Genomic DNA, 17244 nt, shown 5'->3' on the forward strand with positions numbered 1-17244 from the left:
AGGAGGCTTCCGGGCTCTCCGAGGGGGGATTCACCCGCCGCACGATAGTGGCGGATCCGCGGCCGGGCCATCGATTTTCGACCCGGCGACGGGATCGCCGGCAGCGCGTCAGGGGATCCGGCTGTAGACGATGCGCCCGTCGTCGTCGCCGAGCCCGTACCAGCGGCCGGCGTACTCCGAGAAGTCGTCGTTGAAGCGGGCCGCGAAGTAGGTGTCCGACTCGGCGCCGTCCAGGCTCACCCGGAGCCGCCGGCCGTCGAGCGACCAGGTGTAGCTCGCGTCGTTGCCGAGGCTGTCCAGGTAGCGGGCCCGTACCGTCCCGGTCGCCGGATCGTGGGCCAGGTGCTGCAGGTTCGTCATCGCGGTGCCGTCGACGTCGACCGTGACCAGCCCGACCAGCAGCCGCCCGTCGTGGTGGGACCGGTACTCGGCGCGGCCCTCGATGCCCGGCCCGGTGACGCGCCAACGGCCGTCCAGCCGCCCGGCCAGCGCCGCGAACTGCGGGTTCAGCTCCGGCGATTCCGGTGCGCCGGTGTCGTCGGTCTCGGTCATGATGCTCCTTGAACTGAGGTGGTGAGTGGGCTCTCACCTTCACCACGAACCGGGAACGCCGGTCCGGACACCTCGGTCCCGGGAAAGAATGTCGGATCGGGATCGCGGCGTTCGTGGAGTGGGCGAGCGACCCGCTCGGGGTCGCAGGTCCGAGAGGAGAAGACCGTGCCGCAATACCTGATCGCGTTCAACGACGAGTGGGTGCCCGCGCACACGCCGGAGGAGCTCGCGGCGAAGGGCGTCGCCGTCCGCGCCGTGTCGGCCGAGATGAAGGAGGCCGGGATCCTCCGGTACGAGAACGGCGGCATCGACGCCTCGACCGTGGTCTGCAGTGTCGTGAAGAAGGACGGGAAGCCGATCTTCACCGACGGGCCGTACGTCGAGACCAAGGAGCACCTCGGCGGCTTCTGCGTCATCGAGGTGCCGGACGACGAGGCGGCCCGCCACTGGGCCGGCCGGATGGCCGTCGCCCTCGACTGGCCCCAGGAGGTGCATCGCTTCCCGGACCACACGGCGTGATCAATCGAGGCGACGGGAGGCCAGCCAGCTCCGCAGCCGGTCGGCCTTCTCGGTGCGCCCGAGCAGCTGGTACGCCCTCGCCCACACCACCGGATCCGCCAGTGGCAGACCACGCCAGGTCCCGCTGACCCGGGTCGGCAACGGCTCCAGCCCGTCGGGTCCGCGCAGCGCGAAGTTGACCATCAGGTCCAGGTGATCATGGACCTTGAGGCAGCGGTCGGTGCCGTAGACGCCGTCCGTCCTGGTGGCGTCGCGACAGGGCAGCCCAGCACCGTCGAGGGCTGCCTGCACCGCCTCGGCCGGAGCGTCGACGGTGACGTCCCAGTCGTGCGCGACCGTGCCCAGCCCGAGGGCCACCAGCAGCCCGGAGCCGCCCACGGCCGGCTGCCAGCCCTGCCCGCGCAGGACGGACAGCAGCCGATCCAGGCCCTCCCGGGGCGGCAGGTGCAGGGTTTCGGTCGATGGCGGGACCACGGGGCCAGTGTCCCAGCCCGGCCGCATTCCCCCTCCCGTACCTGCACGCGGCCGGACCCGACTAGGGTGGGCTGCCGTGACGAAACGAGCCGATGGACGGGCCAACGACCAGCTACGCGACGTGAAGATCACGCGGGGGTGGCTGGACCACGCCGAGGGATCGGTGCTGGTCGAATTCGGCCACACCCGGGTGCTGATCGCGGCCAGCGTGACCGAGGGTGTGCCGCGGTGGCGGAAGGGCTCCGGGCTCGGCTGGGTGACCAGCGAGTACGCGATGCTGCCCCGGTCCACCCACACCAGGTCGGACCGCGAGTCGATCAAGGGCCGGGTCGGCGGCCGGACCCACGAGATCAGCCGGCTGATCGGCCGCAGCCTGCGCGCGGTGATCGACTACCAGGCGCTCGGCGAGAACACGATCGTGCTCGACTGCGACGTGCTGCAGGCCGACGGCGGCACCCGGACCGCCTCGATCACCGGTGCCTACGTGGCGCTGGCGGACGCGGTGGACTGGCTGCGGCACCGCAACCTGCTGGCCGGTGAGCCGCTGACCGGGTCGGTGGCCGCGGTGTCGGTCGGCGTCGTCGGCGGCGATCCGATGCTCGATCTCTGCTACACCGAGGACGCCGCCGCCGAGGTCGACATGAACGTCGTGATGAGCGGTGCCGGCGAGTTCATCGAGGTGCAGGGCACGGCCGAGGGCAAGCCGTTCGACCGGACCACGCTGAACGACCTGCTCGAGCTGGGCAGCGCCGGCTGCGTCGCCCTGACCAGGCTGCAGGAGAAGGCCCTGGCAGGTCGTTGATCATGGAGTCCGTCGTCCTGGCCACCGCCAACGCCAAGAAGCTGGCCGAGCTGCGCCGGCTGGTCGCCGCCGCCGGTCTCGACGTGACGGTGCACGGTCTCGGTGAGGTCGCGGACTATCCGCCGCCGGCCGAGACCGAGCCGACCTTCGAGGGCAACGCGTTGATCAAGGCCCGGGCCTGCGTCGCGGCGACCGGCCTGCCCGCGCTCGCGGACGACTCCGGGATCGCCGTCGACGTGCTGAACGGCATGCCCGGGGTACGGTCGGCGCGCTGGGCCGGGCCGGATGCCACCGACGAGGACAACAACACCCTGCTGCTGCGGCAACTGGACGACGTGCCGGACGAGCGTCGTACCGCACGGTTCGTCTGCGCCATGGCCCTGGTTCTTCCGGACGGGACCGAACATCTCCGGACCGGGGAGATGCACGGGCGGCTGCTGCGGGCACCGGCCGGCGTGCGCGGCTTCGGCTACGACCCGCTGTTCGTCACCGACGGGCAGACGGTGACGAACGCCGAGCTGACCGGGGAGGCCAAGGACGCGATCAGCCATCGCGGCCAGGCGGTCCGGGCGATCCTGGAGGTGCTGGCCGAGGAACTGGAGAGGACCGGACGTGAAGACCTATCTCGATCTTCTTGATCATGTGCTGACCACCGGGGTCCGCAAGGGCGACCGGACCGGTACCGGGACCTTGAGCACGTTCGGCTATCAGTTGCGGTTCGACCTGGCCCAAGGGTTTCCGCTGCTGACGACGAAGAAGCTGCACACGAAGTCGATCTTCGCCGAGCTGCTCTGGTTCATCGCCGGCTCGACCAACGTCCGGCCGCTGCAGGAGCAGGGCGTGTCGATCTGGGACGAGTGGGCCGACGAGGACGGCGACCTCGGCCCGATCTACGGCTATCAGTGGCGGTCCTGGCCGTCCCATGACGGCGGGAACCTTGATCAACTCGCGGCGGTGATCGACGCGATCAAGACGAACCCGGACTCGCGGCGGCACCTGGTCAGTGCCTGGAACGTGGCCGACCTGGACCGGATGGCGCTGCCGCCGTGCCACACGCTGTTCCAGTTCTATGTCGCCGAGAGGAAGCTGTCCTGCCAGCTGTACCAGCGGTCGGCGGACATCTTCCTGGGCGTCCCGTTCAACATCGCCTCGTACGCGTTGCTGACCAGCATGATCGCCCAGGTCTGCGGCCTGGCCCCGGGCGAGTTCGTGCACACGCTCGGCGACGCGCACCTCTACCTGAATCACGTCGAGCAGGCCCGGGCCCAGCTGGCCCGGGAGCCGCGGCCGCTGCCGAAGCTGATCATCAACCCGGACGTGAAGGACATCGACGAGTTCACCCTGGCCGATTTCACGATCGAGGGCTACCAGCCGCATCCGGGCATCAAGGCCCCGATCGCCGTCTGATGCCCTCGACGATTCCTGAGCCTGTCGAAGGGCCCGCGCTCGTCGCCGGGGCGGAGCCGGGCTCGATCGTCGCGATCGCCGCGTACGCCCGGAACCGGGTGATCGGCAACGGGCCGGAGATCCCGTGGCGGATCTCCGAGGACTGGAAGCGATTCCGCCGGATCACCGACGGTCACGTGCTGATCATGGGCCGGAAGACGTACGCCTCGATCGGCCGGCCGCTGCCGGGCCGGCACACGATCGTGATCACCCGCGATCCGGACTGGCGGGCCGACGGCGTGATCGCCGCCGGCGGCCTGGACCGGGCGATCGAGCTGGCTCGCGTACGGCATCCGGAGGCGATCATCTTCATCGCCGGCGGCGGCGAGATCTACCGGGCCGCGTGGGACCGCACCGAGTTCCTGGACGTCACCGAGGTGGACGCCGAACCGAAGGGCGACATCACCTTCCCGGAGATCACGGACGCCGAGTGGCAGGAGGTGTCCCGGGACCAGCGGGACGGCTTCGCCTGGGTCGGTTATCGGCGGTTCGTCGCCTGAATCATTGCCTGAGCGACGTTCTCGGCTGACAATGCCGGAATCGGCCCGTCATCCCGGCGGGCCCTCGGCAACGGAGGAGATCTCCATGAGTGAGCCTCGCTTGGCCGCCAAACTGGGCGCTGAGTTCCTGGGCACGTTCTGGCTGGTCTTCGGGGGATGCGGCAGCGCGGTGCTGGCCGCGAAGTTTCTGTCGGCTGATCCCGGCACCAACACGCAGGTCCAGCTCGGGATCGGATTCGTCGGCGTCGCACTGGCGTTCGGCCTGACCGTGCTGACCGGCGCGTACGCCTTCGGGCACGTGTCCGGCGGCCATTTCAACCCGGCTGTGACGATCGGCCTGGCGATCGCGAAGCGGTTCGAGTGGAAGGGCGTGCTGCCCTACATCGTGACCCAGATCGTCGCTGCCTCGTTCGCGGGGCTGGTGCTGTTCATCATCGCCGCCGGCAAGGACGGCTTCAACGCCGTGGAGAGCGGGTTCGCGACGAACGGGTTCGGTGATCGTTCGCCGGGCGGCTACAGCCTGCTGGCCGCGTTGATCATCGAGGTGGTGCTCACCGCGGTGTTCCTCTACATCATCCTCGGCGCCACCGACGACCGGGCGCCGAAGGGCTTCGCGCCGATCGCGATCGGTCTCGGCCTGACCCTGATCCACCTGGTCAGCATCCCGGTGACCAACACCTCGGTGAACCCGGCCCGTTCCCTCGGCGTCGCCTGGTTCGCCGGTGGGGCCGCGTTGTCGCAGGTCTGGTTGTTCATCGTCGCGCCGATCATCGGGGCGGCGATCGCCGGCTTCACGTACGCGCTGATCACCGGGGCCAACGCGACGCCGGTGGACGAGGGGGTCGCCAACAACCCCTGATCCACCCGGTTGGGCTCACGACCCGGCGTCGGTCGCCGTCACGGCGAACCGACGCCGGGTCTCGTCGTCCGCGGGCACGAACGTCTCCAGGTGCAGCCCCTCCAGGGTCGCGTCGGCCGCCGTGGTCAGCCGGCTCGAGATGCTGAACAGCCGCAGCACGCCGCCGTCGACGGCCAGCTCCAGGGCGAGCACCGGCCCGGTGATCACCGGCCCGGCCGCGGGTCGGAGCGCCCCGACCTCCGCGGCCAGCTCCGCCAGCCGCGGATCGTGGGTGCGCTCGGCCCGGGCCACCAGCTGATGGTGCAGGTGTGCGCTCCAGGCGTCGAAGTTGACGATCCGCGGCGCCAGGCCGTCCGGGTGCACCGAGAGCCGGATGACGTTGATCGGCGGCTCCAGCAGCTCCGGGGCGCAGCCGGCCAGCAACGGATCGACGCCGGCATTGGAGTCGATCACGTCCCAGTGATCATCGAGCAGCAGCGCCGGGTACGGCAGGTGAGCGTCGAGCAGCCGACGCAGCCCGTCCATCACCACGGACACCTCAGCACTGTCCAACTCCTGATCTTGGTAGCGCGGCGCGTAGCCGGCCGCCAGCAGCAGCCGGTTCCGGTCCCGCAGCGGCACCTCCAGGTGATCGGCCAGCCGGATGATCATCTCCGCCGTCGGATGGGCCTTGCCGGTCTCGACCCGGCTGACGTGCCGGGTGGAGATGTCGGAGCGGTCCGAGAGCTCCTGCTGGCTGTAGCGACGGCGCTCGCGCCACTGGCGCAGCAGCGGCCCGATCGGGCGCTGCTCGGCGGTGCTGATCATGGCCGTCACTGTAACGCCGCAGGTCCAGACCTTCATGACCTCCGAGGTCATGGCCCGTCGACGCCGGCCGGGTGAGGCTTGGTCTCGTCAACACCACGAACGACGAAGGAGCAAGATCATGAACGACATCGTCAAGGCCTACCTGGAGACCTGGAACGCCGACGGCGCCGACCGCGACCGGCTGCTCGCCGAGCACTGGTCGGAGTCGGTCGGCTACACCGACCCGCTCGCCGAAGTCTCCGGCCACGCCGGCATTGCCGCCGTGATCGACGGCGCCCGGCAACAGTTCCCCGGCTTCGTCTTCACCCCGGTCGGCGAGCCGGATGCGCACCACCGGCAGGTCCGGTTCCAGTGGGGCCTCGGCCCGGAGGGCGCCGAGCCCCTGGTGATCGGCTTCGACGTCATCGTGCTGGACGAGCAGGGCCGGATCAGCGACGTCCGGGGCTTCCTGGACAAGCTCCCCGGCTGACCACTCTCGGCGCATGAAGGTGTGAGGGCTCAGCTATGGCGCCGGGGTGCGCGGCGGCGTACAACGGGAGGATCGACTGCTCATCGAGGAGGAGCCATGTCCAAACTCGCACGGATCGTCGCCCCGGCGATCATCGTCACGGCCGGTCTCACCGGGAGCCCGGCCGCGGCGGCCACGCCGGCCATTCCCTTGAGCGGCGGCCAGGAAACACAAGCCGCCGACCCCGACGGCCACGGCTTCGTCACCTACACGGTCGAGGGAACCGAGTTCTGCTGGACCCTCGCCTGGCAGGACATCGAGGCCCCGACCGCCGCGCACATCCACGTCGGCGCCCGGCACGTCGCCGGTCCGGTGGTCATCCCGCTGGACGTCGACGGCGCGCCCGGCCCCGATCCGGCCGGCTGCACGACGATCGGCACGGAACTGGCCTCGGCGATCAAGGCGGACCCGGGCCACTACTACGCCAACGTGCACAACCGATCGTTTCCGGCCGGTGCCATCCGCGGCCAACTCAAGGAGCAGCAGCCTGGGTAGGATGAGGCGGCACCAGCCGAAGTGGTGGAACTGGTAGACACGCAGGATTTAGGTTCCTGTGCCCACGGGTGTGCGGGTTCGAGTCCCGCCTTCGGCACTCCCGGTGGGGGCGTGGTGATCAGATGCCGAGGTCGCGGCGCAGCTTGGCGACGTGCCCGGTGGCCTTCACGTTGTACTGGGCGACGGCGATCGTGCCGTTCCCGTCGGCGTCGACGTCGATCACGAACGTGGAGCGGATCACGCCCTGGATCAGCTTCCCGTACAACATCTTCTCGCCGAACGCCGCGTACGCCTCCAGCGTGGACTTGTCCTCGTCGGACAGCAGCGGGAAGGACACCGACTCGGCATCGCGGAACTGCGCCAGCTTCTTGACCGGGTCGGGCGAGATGCCGAGCACCTGCAGCCCGGCCTGGTCCAGTTCCGGTCCGGCGGCCGTGAAATCGACCGCCTGCGTGGTGCAGCCGGGGGTCATCGCGGCCGGGTAGAAGTAGACGATCACCCGCTGGCCGGCGAAGTCGGACAGCGAGACCGGCTTGCCGTCCGCGTCGGGCAGGGAGAAGGCGGGCGCGACGTCGCCCGCGGTCAGTCGATCGGTCATGGTGAGCACCCTATTGCCTGAACTTCGCGGCCACGGCCGGGGCACGGCCCGCACAGCGGGTCAGGTGCAATACGCTGTTGCGGGTTGACGGCACGGGATCGCAGGAGAAACGGCCGAAGGAGGATCGCCGATGGCGACGGAAGCACAGCGCCCGGAACGGACGCGGGCCGAGATCGAGGCCGATCTCGCAGCGGCCCGAGCGCGGCTCGGCCACTCCGTGGAGCAGCTGATCGACCAGGTGCACCCGACCCGGATCAAGCAGCGGCAGATCGCCGGCATCAAGGACTGGGCGACCGCCGAGCTGGAGAACGCCAAGGCACAGTTCGTCAACGAGGACGGAAAGGTACGGACCGAGCGCCTCGCCGTGATCGGTGGGGCCGTGGCCGGCTTCGTCACCTTCGTGGTGATCGTCCGCGCGATCGTACGGAAGAGGAAAAGCTGACTCGTGGCTGATCAAACAGGCAGCGCAGACCCGCTGCCGATTCGGATGCTGCACGACCGTCTCCTGGTTTCGGCCGAGAGTGAGGCCGGGGAGCGCCGGAGCGGGGGAGGGATCGTCATCCCGGCAACCGTGTCCATCGGACGGCGGTTGGCCTGGGCCAAGGTGGTCGCGGTCGGGGCGGGAGTCCGGACCGTCAAGGTGGACGACCGCGTGCTGTACGACCCGGCCGACCGGGCCGAGGTCGAGGTGCGCAACAAGGACTACGTCCTGCTCCGGGAACGCGATCTGCACGCCGTCGCCGCCGAGCGGTTGTCCGACGGCAACACCGGCCTCTACCTCTGAGCCTCGTCCAGATAGAGGAAGTCCTTCACGTCGGCCAGGGCGAGCACCTGGCTGACGAACACCTTCGGCATGTGCCGCCGGGTCTCGTCGTGCACGACCCGCGGATTGATCAGTGAGTGCCGCTGTCCGCGGGTCAGCAGGTCGCAGCCGCCGGCGGCGAGGACGTTCTTCACCCAGTCCGCCTCCGGACCGTAGGTGAGGGCGATGACGAAGCCGTCGTCGGTGCGGAAGACGTTGAGCGGGGTACGGAACTCCCGGCCGGACCTGCGGCCGCGGTGCAGCACGATGCCGAAGCCGGGCAGCCGGTCCGCGATGTGCCTGGTCAGCCGGTTGAGCCCGACCCGATTGAGTTCGGCGACCTTCTTGGGAAACACCATGGCAGGTCCTTCCTCGGATTAATTCAACACTTGTAGAATAACACCCATGGCTCGAGGACGAAGGCCCGGCGGACCGGACACCCGGGCGGCAGTGCTGGACGCGGCCCGCAGCCGGTTCGCCGAGGTCGGGTACGCCCGCGCGTCGCTGCGGTCCATCGCGACCGCGGCCGGGGTCGACCCGTCGCTCGTGGTGCACTACTTCGGTTCCAAGGAGGGGCTGTTCCGGGCCGTGATCGAGTGGCCCTTCGATCCCGCTGTGTTCCTTGATCAACTCACCGTCGCCGGGCCGGACGGGCTGGGTCAGCGGCTGGCGGCCGGCTTCCTCGGCATGTGGGAGTCCGCCGACACCGGGCCGCGGCTGCAGGCGGTGTTCCGCGCCGCGGTCACCGACGACGCCGTCGCGGCCCTGATCCGGGAGTTCCTGACCGAGGTGGTGGCGGACCGGCTGGCGGCGGTGATCGGCCGGGACGGTGCCGAACAACGGATCGAGCTGGCCCTGGGCACGCTGCTCGGCATCGCTGTCGTACGGCACATTCTGCGGGTCGAGCCGCTCGCCGGGCTTGCGATCGACGAACTCGTCGACCGGGTCGCTCCGGCGGTGCAGCACCAGCTCGACGGGGCCCTTACAGTGGATTGATGGACCGACCGCGCCCCGACGGCGGGGCGGCGCTGCCGCGGCTGGCCGAACTCGACGACCGAGTGCGGCAGTTGCATCGAGTCCACGACGAGTTCCTGGCCACCGGCGAGACCGTCGCCGCGCGCGGTCTCGTCCTCGAATCGTGGCGCCGAAGCCTCGCCGCCGGCGTCGATCCGGAGTCCGCCCGCGTCCCGCTCCGGCTGAGCGGGGACGACCTGAACCGGCTGCGGGCCGATCATCCGCTGGCTCCGGCGATGCCGGTGATCCGCAAGCTCCTGGTCGCCGAGGCGGCCGACGCGGGCATGATCGTCGCCGTCTCCGACGCGGCCGGCCGGCTGCTCTGGGTGGAGGGCGACCGCGGGCTGCGCGGCCGGGCCGAGGGGATGCTGTTCGTCGAGGGCGCGGACTGGAGCGAGGAGGTCGCCGGCACCAACGCGCCGGGCACCGCGCTCAGCCTGGACCGGCCGGTGCAGATCCTCGGGGCCGAGCACCTGGTCCGGCAGGTGACGCCGTGGAGTTGCGCCGCCGCTCCGATCCATGACCCGGACACCGGCGCCATGCTCGGCGTCCTCGACGTGACCGGCGGCGACGAGGTCGCGCTGCCGCAGAGCCTGTCGCTGGTCCGGGCCACAGCGTCCGCGGTCGAGGCCGAGCTCCGGGTGGCGCGGATCCTCGGCCGTTCGATCCCGTCCCGGACCGCCGTCGATCCGCAGACGCCGCGGCTCGAGGTCCTCGGTGCCCACACCGGGATCCTGGCCGGACCGGACACCGTGCACCGGCTGAGCCTGCGGCACTCAGAACTGCTGGTGCTGCTCGCGCTGGCCGGCGACGGGCTGACCGCGGCCGAGCTGGCCGTCGCTCTGCACCAGCGCGAGGTGCCCGAGGTGACCGTCCGCGCCGAGCTGGTCCGGCTGCGCCAGGTGCTCGCGCCGGTTCGGTTACTGGCACGGCCGTATCGGCTGGGCGATCCACTGGACACCGACGTCGGCCGGCTCCGGACGGCCCTGGCCCAGGGCGATCTGCGGGGCGCCGTGACGGCCTATCGCGGACCGGTACTGCCGCAGTCGGAGGCGCCGGCGATCATCGACCTGCGGGCCGATCTGCATCATCGGCTGCGCGCCGGTCTGCTCCGGTCCGACGACGCGGACGCCCTGCTGCGGTTCGCCGACACCGCCCATGGGGCCGACGACTACGAGGTCTGGCTGGCCTCGCTGCGAGCCCTGCCGCCGGCGTCGCCGCGGCGGCCGCAGGTGCAGGCCCACCTGGCCCGGCTGGACACTTCGCTGCGCTGATCAAGCTGCTGGGCTGATCAAGGTCGCAACGTTGTTGCAACCCTTGCCGAACTAGCGTCGGGTCGCCGGGCGAGGCCGCTCGGCGCCGCAGCTTTCGAGGAGTGTCGATGACGACGTACGCCAAGCCGGGCGAAGCGGAGAGCCCGGTCAGCTATCAATCCCGCTACGAGAACTGGATCGGCGGCGAGTTCGTACCGCCGGTCAAGGGTGGCTATTTCGAGAACCCGTCGCCGGTGACCGGTCAGACGTTCTGCGAGGTGGCCCGGTCCACCGCCGAGGACGTCGACCTGGCGCTGGACGCGGCCCACGTGGCGGCGCCGGCCTGGGGCAAGACCTCGCCGGCCGAACGCGCGGTGATCTTGAACAAGATCGCCGACCGGATCGAGGAGAACCTGGAACTGCTCGCCGTCGGCGAGACCTGGGACAACGGCAAGCCGGTCCGTGAGACGCTCGCCGCCGACCTGCCGCTCGCCGTTGATCATTTCCGTTACTTCGCCGGGGCGATCCGGGCCCAGGAGGGCGGTCTCAGCCAGCTCGACGACAACACGGTGGCGTACCACTTCCACGAGCCGCTCGGCGTCGTCGGCCAGATCATCCCGTGGAACTTTCCTTTGTTGATGGCGACCTGGAAGCTCGCCCCGGCCCTGGCCGCCGGCAACGCGGTCGTGATCAAGCCGGCCGAGCAGACCCCGGCGTCGATCATGCTGCTGATCCAGCTGATCGCCGATCTGCTGCCGCCCGGCGTGGTCAACGTCGTCAACGGGTTCGGGGTGGAGGCCGGCAAGCCGTTGGCGTCGTCGCGGCGGATCCGCAAGATCGCGTTCACCGGCGAGACGACCACCGGCCGGTTGATCATGCAGTACGCCAGCCAGAACCTGATCCCGGTCACCCTGGAGCTGGGCGGCAAGAGCCCGAACCTCTTCTTCGACGACGTGACCCGGGCCGACGACGCCTTCTACGACAAGGCTCTCGAGGGCTTCGCCATGTTCGCGCTGAACCAGGGCGAAGTCTGCACCTGCCCGAGCCGGGCGCTGATCCAGCGGTCGATCTACGACCAGTTCCTGCCCGCGGCCACCGAGCGGACCAAGAAGATCGTCCAGGGCAACCCGCTGGACACCGACACCATGATCGGCGCCCAGGCGAGCAATGATCAACTGGAGAAGATCCTGTCCTACATCCAGATCGGGCTGGAGGAGGGGGCCCGAGTGATCGCGGGCGGCGAGCGCGTCGATCTTGGCGGCGACCTGTCCGGGGGCTACTACGTCGCGCCGACGATCTTCGAGGGTACGAACCGGATGCGGATCTTCCAGGAGGAGATCTTCGGTCCGGTCGTCTCGGTGACCAGCTTCGACGACTACGACGACGCGATCTCGATCGCCAATGACACCCTGTACGGCCTCGGCGCCGGCGTCTGGTCCCGGGACGCCAACACCGCGTACCGGGCCGGTCGGGACATCCAGGCCGGCCGGGTCTGGACCAACTGCTACCACGCCTACCCGGCGCACGCGGCGTTCGGTGGTTACAAGTCGTCCGGCATCGGCCGGGAGAACCACGCCATGATGCTTGATCATTATCAGCAGACGAAGAACCTGCTCGTCTCCTACGACGAGAACGCCCAGGGATTCTTCTGATGCCCGAGCGGGTCGCCGTCACCCCTCCGGCCGCGGACCTGCTCCGCGACCTGTGGGACCAGCACGGGCCGCTGATGTTCCACCAGTCCGGCGGCTGCTGTGACGGGTCGTCGCCGATGTGCTACCCCGACGGCGAATTCCTGATCGGGGACTCGGACGTACGCCTCGGTGATCTTGACCTGGGCGACGGCCGTACGGTCCCGGTCTGGATGTCCGCCGAGCAGTTCGAGCTGTGGTCGCACACCCACCTGACCATCGACGTGGTGCCCGGCCGGGGCTCCGGCTTCTCCCTGGAGGCCCCGACCGGCCACCGCTTCCTGATCAGATCCCGCCTGCTCCGCCCCGACATCCTCACTGAACGCGTCGGCAGCCGCCCGATCCCGGCGGCCGACCTCCTCACTCCTGCCGACCCACCGAGCTCGTGACCGAAATCCAGCGCACTCTGCGGAAACTCGCCCGTTGGGCACCGGTGACGCGAAAGTCGGCTCGATTCCGGTCACTCAACCGGATCCAGGCTCCCGACCTGTGGGAGGCATGGTGCGTCGGATCAAGATCATCTCCGCGCTCGTCGGAGCGCTGGCAGCCGTGCTGGTAGGAGTCCTGCCGGTGACGGCCGCCCAGGCAAAGCCGGCCGCGGACCCGACGAACTGCGTCGCGGCGGCGATCGACCTGAACGGCGGCGAAGCCAGCACGGCACCGTTCGCCGGGACCGGCACGCTGGACTGCACCGCGCCGACCGACTTCACCCTGCGGTTCCTGGTGAACGGTCAGCAGGTCAAGCAGACCACCACGTCGAGCGGCGCGGGCACCGTAACCGTCGACGCCACCCTGTCCGCCGCCGAGGCGCCCGGCTGCCTGATCACCCCGACCCCGGCCGCCGGCTCCGGCGACTGCGTCGGCCTCCGCTCCGACCTCGAGCGCTTCGCCGTCAGCGATCCGAACGTGACCCGCTTCCTCGGCGACGCGACCATCCGCTGCTACGACCCGACCGACCTCGGTGGCCGGCTCACCGTGAACGGCGCCACGGTGCCGTCCTTCTTCTACCCGGACTGGCCTCCCGGTGACATCCCGGTCTTCGAGGGCGTCCCGGCCGCCGAGGTCGACGACCAGCCCGGCGACGAGGTCTGCTGGTTCGCCCGCGTGTACGGCTACGACGCGGTCGGTGCCTGCGACACGTACGACGACTGAGAACCGGGCTCTGACAAGCCGAAACCCCCGGCCGGATCGCTCCGGCCGGGGGCCTTTCGGTGCGCCATCAGGGACTCGAACCCCGAACCCAGTGATTAAGAGTCACTTGCTCTGCCAATTGAGCTAATGGCGCGCGGGGATGACTGTAGCAAAGGTGGGGCGGAGTCGCGAAATCGGAATCGGACGGCGCCGTTCCGGGCCCGGGTGGACGGCGATCACTACGATCAGCACCCTGCGGAGGGTGAGCCAGGAGGTGTCGAGATGCCACGCCGATCCGGTGCGGAGACCCAGGCCCTGTTGTTGGAGACGGCCAAGGAGCTGCTGCTCGAGCGGGGAGTGGCCAACGGGGTGGCCCATATCAGGCTGCAGGAGGTGGTACGGCGGACCGGGCTGACCACGGGCGCCGCGTACCGGCTCTGGGCCGACCAGGAGGACTTCCAGCGCGACCTGGCGGCGGCGGTCGTGCGTTGGCGGCAGGACGCGCCGGTGGAGAGCACCGAGCGGGCGGTCGGGGCGTTGCTGGAGGCCGGGTCGAGCCTGGACGAGGTGATCCGGATCGCGTCCGCCAGGCACGTGGCGACGTTCACCGCGGCGACCGCGGGCGGCTCCCGCTCCTCGCGGCTCTTCCTGCTCGCCCTCGCGGTCCGGGCGACGGCGCAGGCCTGTGACGGGTTGCGGGACGCCAGCCGGGAGCGGCACGCCGAGTCGGTGGCCGAGTTCATGGCCTTCTACCGGCGGGTGCTGGACCGGTTCGGCTACCGGCTGCGCCGGCCGTACACGCTCGAGCAGTTCGCCGAGGCGATGGCGGCGCTCGGTGAAGGGTTCGGCCTGCACGCGCTGGAGGGGCTCGCGCATCCGGACGTGATCGTCGACGAGGACGACGAGGCGGCGGCCGGCAGGTGGACGCTGTTCGGCATCTGTGTCCGCGGGCTGGTCGGCGAGTTCTTGATCATGAAAGACCCGGCCGAGCCGGAACCGGTCACTGCCGATTCCGACCCGGCCGGGGCGGTGGGGGGTCAAGATCAAGATCAGGAGAAGACGGTCTTCACCCGGACGACGGCCCAGTAGACCTTCGCGGTGTCGAGGCAGGCGCCGCGCCGCGGGTCGTACCACTTGTACGTGTAGCGGCACTCGCTCGACATGTTGCGCAGCAGATCGGAGTCGCAGGAGCTGCGCTTCTTCTGCTTGTACTGGATGCACATGTCGTGCCGGGCGCACGGACCGCGGAAGTCGGCGTTCTTGCCCGGCGTCGGGAACGAGTCAGGGGACTTGGTGCAGTAGTCGTGCAGCGTGCGCTGGTGCTTCGTGTTCGGGTTGTAGACGTAGTTCGACGGAATGCTGATGTGCTTGGCATCGGCGGCCGCGGCCGGCGTGATGCCGAGGGCGGGGACGATGAACAGGGCCAGTACGGCCCCGAGGATGAGTCGGACGGCGATCTTCATGGCAGGCTCCTCGGTCCGCAGCCACCGGGAGGTGGCCTCCTGGTACCGATGCTGGCCGACCGTGCGCCCGCTTGTACAGAAAGATCATTTATTTATCCTCGGCCCCGTGATCAAGGAGCTCGAGGACGGCTTGAGCGGCGTTGTGACCGGCGATCCCGCTGACCGCGCCGCCTCGGACGGCGCCTGAGCCGCAGAGCAGGATCCGGGGATCGTCGGTGGCCACGCCCCACCGTTCGGCAGCGGTACGGGGAGCGTCCGGCCCGGCCAGCCACGGCCAGGACAGGTCGCCGTGGAAGATCTGGCCGCCGGGCATGCCGAGCTCGGCCTCGATGTCGAGCGGGCTCATCGCCTCGACACAGGGCCGGCCGTTCGCGTCGGTGGCGAGGCAGTCCTCCAGCGGCTCGGCCAGCGCGTGCTGCAGGCTGCGCAGCGCCGCGTCACGGACCCGGTCCCGGGTTCCCTCGGGATCGGTGCGGAAGAGTCGGGCCGGGGTGTGCAGCCCGAACAGGGTCAGGGTGTGCCAGCCGGCGGCGGCCAGTCCGTCACCGAGGATCGAGCGGTCGGTCAGCGTGTGGCAGTAGACCTCGCAGGGCAGCGGCTCCGGGATCCGGCCGGCCGCGGCCTCGTCCGCGGCTCGGGCGAGCTCGGTGAGGGACTGGTGCAGGTGCAGGGTGCCCGCGAACGCCTGCTCGGGATCGCGGCCGGACCGCAGCCGGGGCAGCCGGCGCAGCACCATGTTGATCTTGATCTGGGTACCCTCGGCCTCCTCGGCGGGCGTACGGCCGCGCAGCCGGTCCAGCACGGCCGGCGCACAGTTGGCCAGCACCAGTCCGGCGCGGAGTTCGGTCCCGTCGGCCAACTCGAGCACGCGATCGTCGCCGTCCTCGCGGACCGCCTCGACCCGGGTGCCGAGCCGCAGTTCGGCGCCGGCGTCGCGGGCGGCGCGCTCGATCTCGGCCGCGACGACGCCCATGCCGCCGACCGGGACCCGCCACTCGCCGGTGCCGTTGCCGATCACGTGGTAGAGGAAGCAGCGGTTCTGCCGCAGTGTCGGGTCGTCCAGCCGGGTGTCGGTGCCGATCAGGGCGTCGGTCGCGACGATGCCGCGGACCACATCGCTGCCGAAGCGCTCCCGCAACAGCTCGTCCAGCGGCCGCTCCACCAAACCGCTCCAGAGTGCTGGGTCGATCAGGGCGCGGACGTCGTCGACCACCGGCAGCGGCTCGGTCAGGGTCGGCGCGATCGCGGCCGCCACCGCCCCGAGCTGATCATGGAACTCGCCCCAGGCCGGGTAGTCGGCGCTGCCGGCCAGCCGCGCGAACGACACCGCCGTCTCGTCGCCCTCCGGTCGTTCGACGAGGATGCCGTCGTCGCCGACCGGCGTGTACGAGGCGACCGGCCGCGACCGCAACTCGATCCGGAGGCCGAGGTCGGCGACGATCCGGTCGGGCAGCAACGAGACCAGGTAGGAGAACCTGGACAGGTCGGCCGCGACGCCGGGGAAGACGGGTTCGCTCGCGACCGCCCCGCCGAACCGGTCCCGCGCCTCGCAGACGACCACCCGCAGCCCGGCGCGGGCGAGATAGGCCGCCGCGACGCCCGCGTTGTGGCCGCCGCCGATGACGGCGACGTCCGGGTCAGCCGGCACGGTACGCCTCGGCCGGCACCCGGGCCAGGACCGCGATGGCCAGCACCGCCTGCGCGCCGAGGTAGGTGATCATCACCCAGGCGCCCTGGGTGGGAAAGGCCATGCTCGGCACGAACAGCATCAGGGCCAGGATCGTGTCGGAGACGAAGAACAGCAACCCGCCGATCACCCCGAGCCGGCCCAGTCCGGTCGCCAGCACCGCCATGGTGCCGACCAGCAGGGCGTAGCCGATCACCGGGATCGCCAGATTCCCCGCGTACGGGATCAGGAAGACGATCATGGCGACGGTCGCGATCGCGTACAAGATCAGGAACTGGGGCCTGCGAACCACGCTGTTCCGCCAGAACGGCAGGAACGCCACCAGGTAACAGATCTGGGCCACCGCGAAGAAGGCGATCTTGACGATCACCTGCTGGCCGAACGCGTCGCCGAGCCAGGAGAACACGATCGCGGCGAGCAACCAGCGGACCAGCGCCCCGGCCGGTCGGACCCGGGCCAGGACGTAGCCGAAGAGCAGCGGCATCGGGAAGAAGATCAGGATCCGGGTCAGCGTCTTCGCTTCGGCGAACTCGGCCGCCACGTCGGCGACGCTCATGATCAGGAAGGCCCCGAACCAGAGCTTGGTGGCCAACGTGGGCAGGATCGAGCGCCGGGCGGCTCCCGCAAGGCCGTTCCGTATCGTCAT

At 70.1% G+C, this 17244-nt stretch carries 24 protein-coding genes and 2 tRNA genes; 17 read left to right on the forward strand and 9 right to left on the reverse strand.

Annotation, left to right across the window (positions count from 1 at the left end; translation table 11 throughout):
• Positions 1-108: 108 nt before the first annotated feature.
• Complete coding sequence (locus AC6CCG_RS03470) at positions 109-552, reverse strand: hypothetical protein (RefSeq protein ID WP_496653051.1); 444 nt, start codon at positions 550-552, stop codon at positions 109-111.
• 165 nt (positions 553-717) lie between these two features.
• On the opposite strand from AC6CCG_RS03470, the gene AC6CCG_RS03475 reads away from it, so the two are divergent.
• Positions 718-1071, forward strand: coding sequence for a YciI family protein (locus AC6CCG_RS03475; protein WP_496653052.1), 354 nt, complete (start codon positions 718-720; stop codon positions 1069-1071).
• On the opposite strand, the gene AC6CCG_RS03480 is transcribed toward AC6CCG_RS03475, so the two are convergent.
• Positions 1072-1545, reverse strand: a complete 474-nt coding sequence (locus tag AC6CCG_RS03480; RefSeq protein ID WP_496653053.1) for a hypothetical protein — start codon at positions 1543-1545, stop codon at positions 1072-1074.
• Positions 1546-1570: 25 nt separating this feature from the next.
• Here AC6CCG_RS03480 and rph point away from each other — a divergent pair, with 25 nt between their 5' ends.
• The 5 genes from rph to aqpZ all read left to right on the forward strand — a co-directional run bounded on the left by rph (position 1571) and on the right by aqpZ (position 5152).
• Entirely contained in the window at positions 1571-2347 is a 777-nt protein-coding gene (gene rph, locus AC6CCG_RS03485; protein ID WP_496654386.1) for a ribonuclease PH, read from the forward strand.
• Positions 2348-2349: 2 nt separating this feature from the next.
• Positions 2350-2985 (forward strand): RdgB/HAM1 family non-canonical purine NTP pyrophosphatase, encoded by a 636-nt coding sequence (gene rdgB, locus AC6CCG_RS03490; protein WP_496653054.1) that lies wholly within the window; start codon positions 2350-2352, stop codon positions 2983-2985.
• A complete protein-coding gene (locus AC6CCG_RS03495) occupies positions 2960-3754 on the forward strand; it encodes a thymidylate synthase (RefSeq protein ID WP_496653055.1) in 795 nt (264 codons plus the stop codon). Before rdgB ends, AC6CCG_RS03495 begins: the two co-directional genes overlap by 26 nt.
• Positions 3754-4293 (forward strand): dihydrofolate reductase, encoded by a 540-nt coding sequence (locus AC6CCG_RS03500; protein WP_496653056.1) that lies wholly within the window; start codon positions 3754-3756, stop codon positions 4291-4293. The genes AC6CCG_RS03495 and AC6CCG_RS03500 overlap by 1 nt, the downstream gene beginning before the upstream one ends.
• A gap of 85 nt (positions 4294-4378) precedes the next feature.
• Positions 4379-5152, forward strand: coding sequence for an aquaporin Z (aqpZ, locus tag AC6CCG_RS03505; RefSeq protein ID WP_496653057.1), 774 nt, complete (start codon positions 4379-4381; stop codon positions 5150-5152).
• A 15-nt stretch (positions 5153-5167) separates the two neighbouring features.
• Here the strand turns inward: aqpZ and AC6CCG_RS03510 are convergent, their stop codons facing one another.
• Entirely contained in the window at positions 5168-5959 is a 792-nt protein-coding gene (locus tag AC6CCG_RS03510) for a helix-turn-helix domain-containing protein (RefSeq protein ID WP_496653058.1), read from the reverse strand.
• Positions 5960-6077: 118 nt separating this feature from the next.
• On the opposite strand from AC6CCG_RS03510, the gene AC6CCG_RS03515 reads away from it, so the two are divergent.
• The 3 genes from AC6CCG_RS03515 to AC6CCG_RS03525 all read left to right on the forward strand — a co-directional run bounded on the left by AC6CCG_RS03515 (position 6078) and on the right by AC6CCG_RS03525 (position 7059).
• Entirely contained in the window at positions 6078-6428 is a 351-nt protein-coding gene (locus AC6CCG_RS03515) for a nuclear transport factor 2 family protein (protein ID WP_496653059.1), read from the forward strand.
• A gap of 96 nt (positions 6429-6524) precedes the next feature.
• Positions 6525-6962, forward strand: coding sequence for a CHRD domain-containing protein (locus AC6CCG_RS03520; protein ID WP_496653060.1), 438 nt, complete (start codon positions 6525-6527; stop codon positions 6960-6962).
• A 15-nt stretch (positions 6963-6977) separates the two neighbouring features.
• A tRNA-Leu gene (locus AC6CCG_RS03525) sits at positions 6978-7059 on the forward strand.
• A gap of 21 nt (positions 7060-7080) precedes the next feature.
• On the opposite strand, the gene bcp is transcribed toward AC6CCG_RS03525, so the two are convergent.
• Positions 7081-7560 (reverse strand): thioredoxin-dependent thiol peroxidase, encoded by a 480-nt coding sequence (bcp, locus tag AC6CCG_RS03530; RefSeq protein WP_496653061.1) that lies wholly within the window; start codon positions 7558-7560, stop codon positions 7081-7083.
• Between the two features lie 130 nt (positions 7561-7690).
• Between bcp and AC6CCG_RS03535 the strand changes: the two genes are divergently transcribed.
• Positions 7691-8002, forward strand: a complete 312-nt coding sequence (locus AC6CCG_RS03535; protein WP_496653062.1) for a DUF3618 domain-containing protein — start codon at positions 7691-7693, stop codon at positions 8000-8002.
• A 45-nt stretch (positions 8003-8047) separates the two neighbouring features.
• On the forward strand, positions 8048-8344 hold the full coding sequence (locus AC6CCG_RS03540) for a GroES family chaperonin (RefSeq protein ID WP_179758682.1): 297 nt from the start codon (positions 8048-8050) through the stop codon (positions 8342-8344).
• Here the strand turns inward: AC6CCG_RS03540 and AC6CCG_RS03545 are convergent.
• The gene (locus AC6CCG_RS03545) at positions 8335-8721 is read right to left on the reverse strand and encodes a nitroreductase family deazaflavin-dependent oxidoreductase (protein ID WP_496653063.1); all 387 of its coding nucleotides are present in this window, start codon (positions 8719-8721) and stop codon (positions 8335-8337) included. The genes AC6CCG_RS03540 and AC6CCG_RS03545 overlap by 10 nt on opposite strands.
• Before the next feature lie 46 nt (positions 8722-8767).
• Between AC6CCG_RS03545 and AC6CCG_RS03550 the strand changes: the two genes are divergently transcribed.
• From AC6CCG_RS03550 to AC6CCG_RS03570, 5 genes are all read left to right on the forward strand, one after another.
• On the forward strand, positions 8768-9358 hold the full coding sequence (locus AC6CCG_RS03550) for a TetR/AcrR family transcriptional regulator (protein WP_496653064.1): 591 nt from the start codon (positions 8768-8770) through the stop codon (positions 9356-9358).
• Positions 9358-10650: a GAF domain-containing protein gene (locus tag AC6CCG_RS03555; protein ID WP_496653065.1), complete on the forward strand. Its 1293-nt coding sequence runs from the start codon at positions 9358-9360 to the stop codon at positions 10648-10650. The genes AC6CCG_RS03550 and AC6CCG_RS03555 overlap by 1 nt, the downstream gene beginning before the upstream one ends.
• A gap of 107 nt (positions 10651-10757) precedes the next feature.
• Positions 10758-12281 carry an acetaldehyde dehydrogenase ExaC gene (gene exaC, locus AC6CCG_RS03560; RefSeq protein ID WP_496653066.1) on the forward strand — a complete coding sequence of 508 codons (1524 nt, stop codon included), beginning with the start codon at positions 10758-10760 and terminating at the stop codon, positions 12279-12281.
• Positions 12281-12706, forward strand: a complete 426-nt coding sequence (locus AC6CCG_RS03565; RefSeq protein WP_496653067.1) for a DUF779 domain-containing protein — start codon at positions 12281-12283, stop codon at positions 12704-12706. Before exaC ends, AC6CCG_RS03565 begins: the two co-directional genes overlap by 1 nt.
• Positions 12707-12815: 109 nt before the next feature.
• Complete coding sequence (locus AC6CCG_RS03570; RefSeq protein WP_496653068.1) at positions 12816-13469, forward strand: hypothetical protein; 654 nt, start codon at positions 12816-12818, stop codon at positions 13467-13469.
• 60 nt (positions 13470-13529) lie between these two features.
• Here the strand turns inward: AC6CCG_RS03570 and AC6CCG_RS03575 are convergent.
• Positions 13530-13602, reverse strand: a tRNA-Lys gene (locus AC6CCG_RS03575).
• 128 nt (positions 13603-13730) lie between these two features.
• Here AC6CCG_RS03575 and AC6CCG_RS03580 point away from each other — a divergent pair.
• Complete coding sequence (locus AC6CCG_RS03580; RefSeq protein WP_496653069.1) at positions 13731-14537, forward strand: hypothetical protein; 807 nt, start codon at positions 13731-13733, stop codon at positions 14535-14537.
• Here the strand turns inward: AC6CCG_RS03580 and AC6CCG_RS03585 are convergent.
• The 3 genes from AC6CCG_RS03585 to AC6CCG_RS03595 all read right to left on the reverse strand — a co-directional run bounded on the left by AC6CCG_RS03585 (position 14498) and on the right by AC6CCG_RS03595 (position 17244).
• Positions 14498-14911, reverse strand: a complete 414-nt coding sequence (locus tag AC6CCG_RS03585; protein ID WP_496653070.1) for a phospholipase A2 family protein — start codon at positions 14909-14911, stop codon at positions 14498-14500. The genes AC6CCG_RS03580 and AC6CCG_RS03585 overlap by 40 nt on opposite strands.
• An 88-nt stretch (positions 14912-14999) precedes the next feature.
• The gene (locus tag AC6CCG_RS03590) at positions 15000-16559 is read right to left on the reverse strand and encodes a phytoene desaturase family protein (RefSeq protein WP_496653071.1); all 1560 of its coding nucleotides are present in this window, start codon (positions 16557-16559) and stop codon (positions 15000-15002) included.
• Complete coding sequence (locus AC6CCG_RS03595) at positions 16549-17244, reverse strand: lysoplasmalogenase (RefSeq protein ID WP_496653072.1); 696 nt, start codon at positions 17242-17244, stop codon at positions 16549-16551. Before AC6CCG_RS03595 ends, AC6CCG_RS03590 begins: the two co-directional genes overlap by 11 nt.

It is taken from the genome of Microlunatus sp. YIM B11417 (assembly GCF_059617205.1).

Bases quoted from the DNA above. Each gene is read 5' to 3' on its own strand.
- AC6CCG_RS03595 (WP_496653072.1), bottom strand. From the start codon at position 17,244: ATGACGATACGGAACGGCCTTGCGGGAGCCGCCCGGCGCTCGATCCTG.
- AC6CCG_RS03565 (WP_496653067.1), top strand. From the start codon at position 12,281: ATGCCCGAGCGGGTCGCCGTCACCCCTCCGGCCGCGGACCTGCTCCGC.
- AC6CCG_RS03470 (WP_496653051.1), bottom strand. From the start codon at position 552: ATGACCGAGACCGACGACACCGGCGCACCGGAATCGCCGGAGCTGAAC.
- AC6CCG_RS03580 (WP_496653069.1), top strand. From the start codon at position 13,731: ATGCCACGCCGATCCGGTGCGGAGACCCAGGCCCTGTTGTTGGAGACG.
- AC6CCG_RS03570 (WP_496653068.1), top strand. From the start codon at position 12,816: ATGGTGCGTCGGATCAAGATCATCTCCGCGCTCGTCGGAGCGCTGGCA.
- AC6CCG_RS03585 (WP_496653070.1), bottom strand. From the start codon at position 14,911: ATGAAGATCGCCGTCCGACTCATCCTCGGGGCCGTACTGGCCCTGTTC.
- AC6CCG_RS03500 (WP_496653056.1), top strand. From the start codon at position 3,754: ATGCCCTCGACGATTCCTGAGCCTGTCGAAGGGCCCGCGCTCGTCGCC.
- AC6CCG_RS03515 (WP_496653059.1), top strand. From the start codon at position 6,078: ATGAACGACATCGTCAAGGCCTACCTGGAGACCTGGAACGCCGACGGC.
- AC6CCG_RS03510 (WP_496653058.1), bottom strand. From the start codon at position 5,959: ATGATCAGCACCGCCGAGCAGCGCCCGATCGGGCCGCTGCTGCGCCAG.
- exaC (WP_496653066.1), top strand. From the start codon at position 10,758: ATGACGACGTACGCCAAGCCGGGCGAAGCGGAGAGCCCGGTCAGCTAT.
- aqpZ (WP_496653057.1), top strand. From the start codon at position 4,379: ATGAGTGAGCCTCGCTTGGCCGCCAAACTGGGCGCTGAGTTCCTGGGC.
- AC6CCG_RS03520 (WP_496653060.1), top strand. From the start codon at position 6,525: ATGTCCAAACTCGCACGGATCGTCGCCCCGGCGATCATCGTCACGGCC.
- bcp (WP_496653061.1), bottom strand. From the start codon at position 7,560: ATGACCGATCGACTGACCGCGGGCGACGTCGCGCCCGCCTTCTCCCTG.
- AC6CCG_RS03550 (WP_496653064.1), top strand. From the start codon at position 8,768: ATGGCTCGAGGACGAAGGCCCGGCGGACCGGACACCCGGGCGGCAGTG.
- AC6CCG_RS03545 (WP_496653063.1), bottom strand. From the start codon at position 8,721: ATGGTGTTTCCCAAGAAGGTCGCCGAACTCAATCGGGTCGGGCTCAAC.
- AC6CCG_RS03555 (WP_496653065.1), top strand. From the start codon at position 9,358: ATGGACCGACCGCGCCCCGACGGCGGGGCGGCGCTGCCGCGGCTGGCC.
- rdgB (WP_496653054.1), top strand. From the start codon at position 2,350: ATGGAGTCCGTCGTCCTGGCCACCGCCAACGCCAAGAAGCTGGCCGAG.
- AC6CCG_RS03535 (WP_496653062.1), top strand. From the start codon at position 7,691: ATGGCGACGGAAGCACAGCGCCCGGAACGGACGCGGGCCGAGATCGAG.
- AC6CCG_RS03540 (WP_179758682.1), top strand. From the start codon at position 8,048: ATGCTGCACGACCGTCTCCTGGTTTCGGCCGAGAGTGAGGCCGGGGAG.